The following is a 7,681-nucleotide window of genomic DNA, read 5'->3' on the forward strand; positions in this document are numbered from 1 at the left end:
CGTCATTCGCAGCGATCCAAATGATAGTGAACATGCTGCTGGGCTTCCTTTGGTGCGAAGACCCGCATTTCGCTGCCCTGTCCCAAAAGCGACTCCAAGGAAGCGCTCGGAATTAGAAGCCAACTAGCTGTTATCGGAGGCGTGTGAAAACCTCCAACAATCGCGATACCCTCGATAAATGGCAGCGACAGGATCAGTGCAGAGATAGCGATTGGCGGGGCAAGCTGGTCGCGGCCAAGGCACGACCAGCGCTCTGCCTCTTTGGCTTGATTTTGCAGCGCCAGAGGACTTGACGCGCGAGTGCACCACCGTCTGTGATGGACGACGCTAAGGTCGCTATTCCTGCGTGGGATCGTACGCCATCTCGTCCACCTCGTCCCACTCTGCGACATCGTCGTGACGCTGGGTCGTGTCAAGGGCCGTTGATTCCGTCTCGGGTGCACGTCGCTGCATCTCTCGGCGCGGCGGCTTTTCATCTGATGGTTTCATTGCCCGGCTCCCTTTGCATATATTAAAGGCCGGCATTGAACTACGTTCCCGCAAGAGGGAGGAACCTAGCGGTGATCCGCACGTTTCGTCGGGCGTGTCGGGCGATTTACTTTTAGCGCCAGCATAATCCGATGGATCGTTTCATGCGGGCTCGCGCAGAGGTCGAAATGCTCTTCTAGAATTTCTTCGATCTGTCTCAGCGTCGCCCGGCTAACCTCATCCATTGCCAGCTTGCCCTTTAAGTTCAGTAGGAAGTTTCAATGCTGTTCGTAGACCGTACTGCCGCTCATGACCTCGAAGATCACTTTAGAGCATTTATTCAGGACAGTTCCTTTCCATGTGTTGGTGCAAAATCAGCGATTGCCAGAGGCACACTCGATGTTCTTATCGCTCAGGACATACGATCCAACTGGAATGACCAAGATATCTACGATGGCTTGACCCGAGTTGTTTCTGCCTACCGGCAAGACCGCGCTTTGTTCCGCAGCTTCGCCGTGATTTTCTGTACCCCTGACATGCTCAGTGAACGCGAATTCGAGGAGTTTCTATGGGCGCGCGCAGAGAGTCTTACGAATAAGGATGCCTGGCTTGGCAAGCCACACGATAAGCGCGTAAGCGAAGATCCAAATGATCCCCATTTTTCGTTGAGCTTTGATGGCGAGGGCTTTTTCATCGTGGGTCTTCATCCAGCGGCGAGCCGGCCGGCTCGGCGGTTTGAGCTGCCCGTTCTAGTATTCAATCTTCATGACCAATTCGAACAGCTCCGAGAACAAGGAAAATATGAAAAAATGCGAGAGAAGATATTGGAACGTGATGAGGCGCTGGCAGGATCAATAAATCCAATGTTGGCTCGCCACGGCGAAATCTCTGAAGCGCGGCAATATAGCGGTCGATTGATCAAGGAAAATGAGTGGCAATGTCCTTTCCATCCGGTGGAGCGGCCGCGATGAGCTCCCCTTCCCGCATCCCGCCGCGGTCCGGCACCGCGTTTCGTCTTTCGAAGGGCCAGCTGCTTACAGTGATCGACCCTCAGGGTGAGCAGGTGTCCGACCTTGTTGCTTTCAATGCCGGTGATACGGCGGAAGCGATTTCGTCGGGCCGCAGCCTCGATTATGCCAGCAAGCTGTATCTCACGACTGGTGACCCGATCTATTCGAACCGCAGTAATGTCATGCTTCGCGTTGAGGCTGACACAGTTGGCCGGCATGATTTTCTATTGACGCCATGTTCCGAGGATACTTTCAGAATTATATACGGAGATGAGAGCCCCCACAGGGGCTGTTTCGGAAATCTCGAGGCCGCGCTCGCACCATTTGGGATTGGACCTGACAGCATTCCGGTCGCATTCAATTGCTTTATGAATGTGGTGATCGATGCCCAGACGGGAAGTTTCACGGTCGAGGCTCCGCCGAGCAAGCAGGGAGATTACGTCGCGTTTCGAGCCGAGATGGATCTTATCGTAGGGCTCACGGCCTGTTCCGCACTGCAGTCGAATAACTATGCCTTCAAGCCCATCGACTACAAAATTGAAGATTAGCCCGTTGAACCGGCGTTGCCGGTTTTGACGACGGGAAAAGGGACGGCGTTCGCGATTCTGTTTTGACCATCGCAACCTCAGTGCCACGTTGGGACGCCTGGCACTGGCCGCACTGGGGAATTCCCCTTAGCATTCACGCTTATACATCGCTGTAGAGTGATGAGCTACGCGCGCTGCGGTCGAGGTTGAGCTCAAGAGAAAGGAGCCTTCGAAGGGGCCTGTGCGACTTAGAGGGTTGGAGCACCGGGCACACCGCGATACTTCGAATGTGTTGCGTGAGCCTTGAGCCGGCTCAAGCGCGCCGGGAGAAGCCACAGCGATCGCCTGTAGCTCAACTCTACTGTGCGCTGCGCAACGGAAATTACGCTTCCTCGGCGTTGCGATTTTGGGAAGGGCGCTGATTTTCACGGTAGTGGGCAAGAGCGAACAATCGCAACGCTGAAGATAAGTTGCCCGTCTTTCGATCGCGATCGATGGCGGTCACCAGCTCGGACAAAGTCTGCTGTGTCCCGCGAGCAATTTCTTTCAACGCCGTCCAGAACGCTTCTTCGAGACTGACGCTGCTCTTGTGTCCATTGATCACAACTGATCGTTTCTGAACGGATGACTTCATCGTCGTTGGCGCTTCGCTTCCCTAATGGTATTTTTTGGCAGGCTCGCATGATGGGCGGAAAGGCGTCAACTCAATCCCGGCTATTTCCATGATGTCTTTGATGACGAGGACGCGGAGAGCCGAAGCAATGTCGGGAGGATCTCGTTTTTCGAGACTGTGCACCAAGTTTCCAAGGGACGTGCGGCGCCGAGCGGCGAGATCTTCGAGACACTCCCAGAAGGGTTCTTCAAGTGCGATGCCGATGTCACGCCCAGCGACTTTGAAGGTTCGATAATCCATGTCCGTAGCCCCCATACGGCAGCTTTAAAGCGGGCGGATGCCATTGACATCCTTCGAGTGGGGAATGCTTCCATGCGGCCACAGCCGATCTCGGCAGCGCCGGGCCGCCGCCCATTCGAGATCGGTCTGGTGCACACCCGGCAAGAGGCCAGCGGGCAGCAACTTTTCCTTAGTAAGCAGCCCGGCATCGTCGAAGGCCGTCCAGCAACTGGCGGAGTGTGTCGAAGCCATAAGCGCCGAGAGTGCTTGCGCAGTTTTGCGCAGCATCGGCCACAAGCAATATTGGGCTCTTCTGTGCCAAGACGGAACTTACCCCTCGGTTGGACATTTTAGGTTGTCAAAAGGTGCTAGTCCCTACCGAGGAATGTCCCATGAACAGAATCTTGCTTGCAACGGCTGCCGTATTGATGCTCTCGCTCTCGCACGTGTCCGCCCAGTCGGTCGGTGAAAAGACCGGGGTGAATTCCGTGCTCGGCATCGCGCCAAGCACCGCCGACTTTGTCAAGGAGGCGGCCCTCAGCGATCTTATCGAGATCCAGACCGCAAAACTGGCCCAAGAGCGCGGTGATGCGGATGCAAAGGCTTTCGCCGCACAGATGATCACCGATCACACCAAGACGTCGACCGAGCTCAAGGCGCTCGTTGCCGGGGGTGTCAAGGCCGAGATCCCGGCCGCCCTGGACGAGGCCCACCAGAAGAAAGTCGACAAGCTGAAGGATGCCAAGCAGGAGGATTTCACGGCTGACTACGCCTCGATGCAGGTCAGCGCCCACAAGGACGCTGTTTCCCTGTTCGAGCGCTATGCCAAAGGCGGCGAAGACGAGAAGCTGAAGGACTGGGCCGGCAAAACCTTACCCCATCTGCAGCATCATCTCGAGATGGCGCAAAACCTGAACAAGAAGAAGTAACGGACGCCGCGCCGGTGATGCGTTGAGCTTCACCGGCGATCTCCCAGAAGCTGCGAAAAGACCGCTGTTGTTCGACCCGCTTCTGGTCAGCATCCTCGTCGAATGATCGGAACTTTGCCCCCGACTGCTCATTAGGTGGGCAGCTAGCTCGCTGGGAGCTATGGGGAGTCCGAACATGATTGATACCGTAGTAGTAACGCCGGCGGGCGGCTCAGACGAACCATCCACGGCAGGCGTATCCTGGCCGGCAGTCGCCGCAGGGGCGACCGTATCGCTGGCGTTGACGTTGGTTCTCATCGCATTTGGCACTGGGTTGGGGCTATCTGTCGTGTCGCCGTGGGGCAATTCCGGCGCCTCAGCTACGACGTTCAAGATCACCACGGGCCTCTATCTCGTGGTCATCGCCATGCTTTCATCATCGGTCGGAGGCTATCTGGCAGGACGCCTGCGCTCACGCTGGATCGGTGTGCACACCGATGAGGTCTATTTCCGCGACACAGCCCATGGCTTTTTGGCTTGGGCGTTCGCAACCGTGCTCGGCGCCATTCTTCTCGCTGCACCTGCTTCAACCATCCTTGGCGGGACAGCATCCGGCGTATCGGCGGGCGCAACTTCCGCCGCAGCTCAATCCGGTCCGGTCGACGCCTACGTCGACACCCTGTTGCGCCCTAACACCCCTGCCCCAACCGGCGACGCCAACGCCAGTCGTGGTGAGATCTCGCGCATTTTCGCATCGAGCCTGCGCGGCGGCGAGCTCAAGGCGGCCGACCGTTCCTACGTCGTGAAAGTTATCGCCGCCCGTAATGGCCTCTCCGAGGCAGAAGCGGACAAGCGGGTCACCGAGGTAGTCAACGACGCCAAGTCTGCAGCTGATGCCGCCCGGAAGGCTGCCATGCAGCTCGCTTTCTGGCTTACCGCGTCATTGCTGATCGGCGCCTTCTCGGCAAGCCTCGCGGCGACGGAGGGCGGCGGACTGCGAGATGGCACGTGGAAGCGTCGTCGTTGATATCCAAACATAGGAGCTTTGTGATGCCCATTCTTCTCTGGCTACTTGGAATCCCTCTTCCGATCATTTTGCTAATCCTCTTCTTGAGGTGACGCTAAAACGCTGCCCGTCAACGGCGGCGTTTTTCTTTGCGGGTTTGTGAGGTGAAGCTGACGAAGGCGGAGACTTTCGCAGCTGGAACGAATTTCCGCGCGGCAGCTTAAGCAGGGGTCAATGACCCAAGGAGATCTCCGATGTCTTTTCGTCTGAAATGTTTTACGACTGCCGCGCTTCTGATGGTGACTGGTTCGGTTGCGATGGCTCAGGGCGTGCCAGGTGGGGTCGAGCGTGGTGCCCGTGAAGGCGAACGCGCGGCCGGGCCGGTCGGCGCGGTCGTCGGCGCAACCGTCGGCGGCGTTGTGGGTGGTGTCGCCGGCGTGCTCGGTGTCGACGATCGTCCGCGTTTCCGTAGTTATGTCGAGGGTCGCCGCATCCGCTCATATACCTATGCAGAGCCCGTTGCAGTCGGCACCGTTCTTCCTGCTGATGGCGTGACCTACTACGAGGTCCCCGACGATTACGCCTCGGTCCGGGAGTATCGCTACACGGTCGTCAACGATCGGACCGTTCTGGTGGACCCGCGTTCCCGTCGCGTCGTTCAGATCGTGGACTGATCGCGATCATCCTTGCTTACATCAAAGAAGGCCCTCTTCGGGGCCTTCTTTTTTGGCCGTCCAGTGCCCTCGGCTCATACGCATATCGGTACCTTTAGACGTCGCTTTTCAGGCCAACTGACGCCACCGTCACGCTTGAAGCGGAGGCTTTATGCGTTTAGGTGCCGATCCCGGTAGCGCGCCGGGCCGTCGCCTATTCGGGGTCTGTCTCGTGCAGGCCGGGCAAGAGGTCACCGGCCAGCAACATCTCCTTGCTGAGGAGGCCGGCATCTTCGAGCGCTTCCATGTCCGGCAGGTCGCGGAGCGTGTCGTAGCCATAATGCGCAAGGAACGCCTTCGTCGTCACGTAGGTGTAAGGCGCGCCTGGCTGCGGCGCCCGTGGCCCTGACCCGATAAAGCCGAGCTTTCGAAGATGGCCGATGACGTCGCGGCTGATGTCCCGGCCGAAGAATCGTCCGAGCTCGCTACGGGTGATGGGCTGGTAATAAGCGATGCACATCAGAACCAGCGTTTCGCTTGCTGATAGCAGGTCGCCCTGCTCTGTCGTTCCCGTTGCGGTCCGGATTGCGTCGGCGAAATTCTTGCGGGTCCGCAGTTGCCAACCGCCGGCGACATTGACGAGCTGGTACGGACGACCACGTAGCTCGCTGCGAATGTCATCGACGATCAGCTCGACACTGCACCCCTCCCCTACCACGCGCGCCAGCATCTCGCGGGTGACGGGGTCGCGGGACGCAAAAATGACGGCCTCGACGCGACCCATCCATTCGCGCCAACGCAGCTCGGTCGGCAGATCGGCGAGCTCGCGGTCGAGCGTGACCTTGGCTTTCGGGCGGCGTCCCATCTAGAGCCCGTAAAGCCGGAAGGTCGGTCGACCCGTCAGTTCGCGCACTACCCCGAGCGCAACCAGCCGTTCGAACAGGCGACGGCTCGAGCGATCGCTGGCGGTCTGCCCTCCCCGCGCCGGTTGCGCGTCTTCGCTGAGCAAGGTCGCGATCATGGTGTCGGCGTCCTTGCTGCGCAGTTTTGGCGCAGCTGCGAGCAGGCGGTCGGCGCGGTGACCGAGCTCGGCGTAACTGTCCCATGCGGTGGCTGCAGCGCAGGCGTAAGCGAGACCGCACACCTGCAGCCATGCTTCCTCGTCGTCTGCCGCGTGCCGCCATCCGGCGCCGGTCAGTTGCGCCGCGAGCAACGGCACCGGCGCCGGCCAGCTCAGGCGATGCGCGAGCACGGCATCGGCAAGCCACAGAGCGAGCGGGCGGCAGTCCGGACGTAGTCGCAAACTCGATGCGGAGGCGGTAGCTGCGGCGTGCACGGGGTTCGCGTCCGCGGCGCATTGCGCAAGCGCACAGGCGATTGCCTCCTGCAGCGCTTCGTCGTCGCGATAGCCGAACAGTGTCGGCAAGTCGGTGGGCCAGGTGTCCTTGAAGATCAGCGCCTTGTTGGTACCCAGGCGGCGCCACGCGCCGAGCAGCTGTCCGGCCGGACCCGGATCCTCGTGGCTCTGGCGCAGATACCAGTGGTCGCGCAGCTGCGCCTCGTCTTCGCTGCGGCCGCCCTGCCCGATCAGCACGATGGTGCATTTGAGCGCCAGGCGCTGGCGCCAGAGCGCGCCGAGCATGTGCTCATCGCGGGCGATCGAGTGCAGCGCAGAGAGGGCTGCGCCGGCAGAGAATAAAGCAGCGTCCGGACACGTCGACACGCGCTGCACGCGCGCCCAGCCGGGCACCGGCGGGAAGCGCCGGGGCGGGTCGGGCAAGAATCGGGTGCGCACAGCCATACCGCAACCTAATCCGGCGCGGCGCTTGATGCCAGAAATCTGCTACTAACCGCCGCGGGTTATGGTTAATAACCAAGCGCGATAATGTTGCATTATCGGACATGTGCTTCCCGCTGGAGCGATCTGTCTTCTTCCGAACGCTCAGATTCTAGTCGCGAGCGGAATGTCGGCTTTGCGCCATTAGCGGAAATGTGCCCAGGGTGCGTGCTTTGCTTTAATGGAAATAATATACATGTTCTAAATGTAGATTTCGGGTCTGTAGCCCTTTGGAGAGTGGGCGCTGCGCATCGGGCGCCCCGCCATGAGGGAGCCCTGGCCTCCGCTTCGTGAACCGGGACTCGGTCGTGGCGATCTCCCACTCCTGCCCAAATCGGCAAATGGCTTAGCCGGAATACGTCGTCGGCACGCAGACAGGG

9 protein-coding genes are annotated in these 7,681 nt (G+C 59.5%); 5 read left to right on the top strand and 4 right to left on the bottom strand.

Annotation, left to right across the window (positions count from 1 at the left end; all coding sequences use genetic code 11):
- The first annotated feature begins 749 nt into the window (after nt 1-749).
- Together gntA and ACIQ17_RS28335 are read left to right on the top strand one after the other, a co-directional pair.
- Entirely contained in the window at nt 750-1,439 is a 690-nt protein-coding gene (gntA, locus tag ACIQ17_RS28330) for a guanitoxin biosynthesis heme-dependent pre-guanitoxin N-hydroxylase GntA (RefSeq protein ID WP_398472729.1), read from the top strand.
- Entirely contained in the window at nt 1,436-2,026 is a 591-nt protein-coding gene (locus ACIQ17_RS28335; RefSeq protein WP_398472730.1) for a DUF1989 domain-containing protein, read from the top strand. Before gntA ends, ACIQ17_RS28335 begins: the two co-directional genes overlap by 4 nt.
- Before the next feature lie 361 nt (nt 2,027-2,387).
- Here the strand turns inward: ACIQ17_RS28335 and ACIQ17_RS28340 are convergent, their stop codons facing one another.
- Together ACIQ17_RS28340 and ACIQ17_RS28345 are read right to left on the bottom strand one after the other, a co-directional pair.
- Nucleotides 2,388-2,639 (bottom strand): ribbon-helix-helix domain-containing protein, encoded by a 252-nt coding sequence (locus ACIQ17_RS28340; RefSeq protein WP_398472731.1) that lies wholly within the window; start codon nt 2,637-2,639, stop codon nt 2,388-2,390.
- A 21-nt stretch (nt 2,640-2,660) separates the two neighbouring features.
- Nucleotides 2,661-2,918: a ribbon-helix-helix domain-containing protein gene (locus tag ACIQ17_RS28345; RefSeq protein ID WP_398472733.1), complete on the bottom strand. Its 258-nt coding sequence runs from the start codon at nt 2,916-2,918 to the stop codon at nt 2,661-2,663.
- 371 nt (nt 2,919-3,289) lie between these two features.
- Here ACIQ17_RS28345 and ACIQ17_RS28350 point away from each other — a divergent pair, with 371 nt between their 5' ends.
- The 3 genes from ACIQ17_RS28350 (at nt 3,290) to ACIQ17_RS28360 (ending at nt 5,485) form a co-directional block, all read left to right on the top strand.
- Nucleotides 3,290-3,826 carry a DUF4142 domain-containing protein gene (locus ACIQ17_RS28350; protein WP_398472734.1) on the top strand — a complete coding sequence of 179 codons (537 nt, stop codon included), beginning with the start codon at nt 3,290-3,292 and terminating at the stop codon, nt 3,824-3,826.
- 175 nt (nt 3,827-4,001) lie between these two features.
- On the top strand, nt 4,002-4,832 hold the full coding sequence (locus ACIQ17_RS28355; RefSeq protein ID WP_398472735.1) for a hypothetical protein: 831 nt from the start codon (nt 4,002-4,004) through the stop codon (nt 4,830-4,832).
- A gap of 233 nt (nt 4,833-5,065) precedes the next feature.
- Entirely contained in the window at nt 5,066-5,485 is a 420-nt protein-coding gene (locus ACIQ17_RS28360) for a DUF1236 domain-containing protein (RefSeq protein WP_398472736.1), read from the top strand.
- A 193-nt stretch (nt 5,486-5,678) separates the two neighbouring features.
- On the opposite strand, the gene ACIQ17_RS28365 is transcribed toward ACIQ17_RS28360, so the two are convergent.
- The gene (locus ACIQ17_RS28365; RefSeq protein ID WP_398472737.1) at nt 5,679-6,329 is read right to left on the bottom strand and encodes an SMC-Scp complex subunit ScpB; all 651 of its coding nucleotides are present in this window, start codon (nt 6,327-6,329) and stop codon (nt 5,679-5,681) included.
- Nucleotides 6,330-7,244: a DUF1403 family protein gene (locus ACIQ17_RS28370; RefSeq protein ID WP_398472738.1), complete on the bottom strand. Its 915-nt coding sequence runs from the start codon at nt 7,242-7,244 to the stop codon at nt 6,330-6,332. It lies immediately after the preceding gene.
- Between the last annotated feature and the right edge of the window lie 437 nt (nt 7,245-7,681).

It is taken from the genome of Tardiphaga sp., from assembly GCF_044340795.1.
Classification (GTDB): Bacteria; Pseudomonadota; Alphaproteobacteria; order Rhizobiales; family Xanthobacteraceae; genus Tardiphaga.

Excerpts from the sequence above, each read along its gene's own strand:
- ACIQ17_RS28340 (WP_398472731.1), bottom strand. The coding sequence starts at position 2,639 with ATGAAGTCATCCGTTCAGAAACGATCAGTTGTGATCAATGGACACAAG.
- ACIQ17_RS28355 (WP_398472735.1), top strand. The coding sequence starts at position 4,002 with ATGATTGATACCGTAGTAGTAACGCCGGCGGGCGGCTCAGACGAACCA.
- ACIQ17_RS28365 (WP_398472737.1), bottom strand. The coding sequence starts at position 6,329 with ATGGGACGCCGCCCGAAAGCCAAGGTCACGCTCGACCGCGAGCTCGCC.
- ACIQ17_RS28345 (WP_398472733.1), bottom strand. The coding sequence starts at position 2,918 with ATGGATTATCGAACCTTCAAAGTCGCTGGGCGTGACATCGGCATCGCA.
- ACIQ17_RS28350 (WP_398472734.1), top strand. The coding sequence starts at position 3,290 with ATGAACAGAATCTTGCTTGCAACGGCTGCCGTATTGATGCTCTCGCTC.
- ACIQ17_RS28335 (WP_398472730.1), top strand. The coding sequence starts at position 1,436 with ATGAGCTCCCCTTCCCGCATCCCGCCGCGGTCCGGCACCGCGTTTCGT.
- gntA (WP_398472729.1), top strand. The coding sequence starts at position 750 with ATGCTGTTCGTAGACCGTACTGCCGCTCATGACCTCGAAGATCACTTT.
- ACIQ17_RS28360 (WP_398472736.1), top strand. The coding sequence starts at position 5,066 with ATGTCTTTTCGTCTGAAATGTTTTACGACTGCCGCGCTTCTGATGGTG.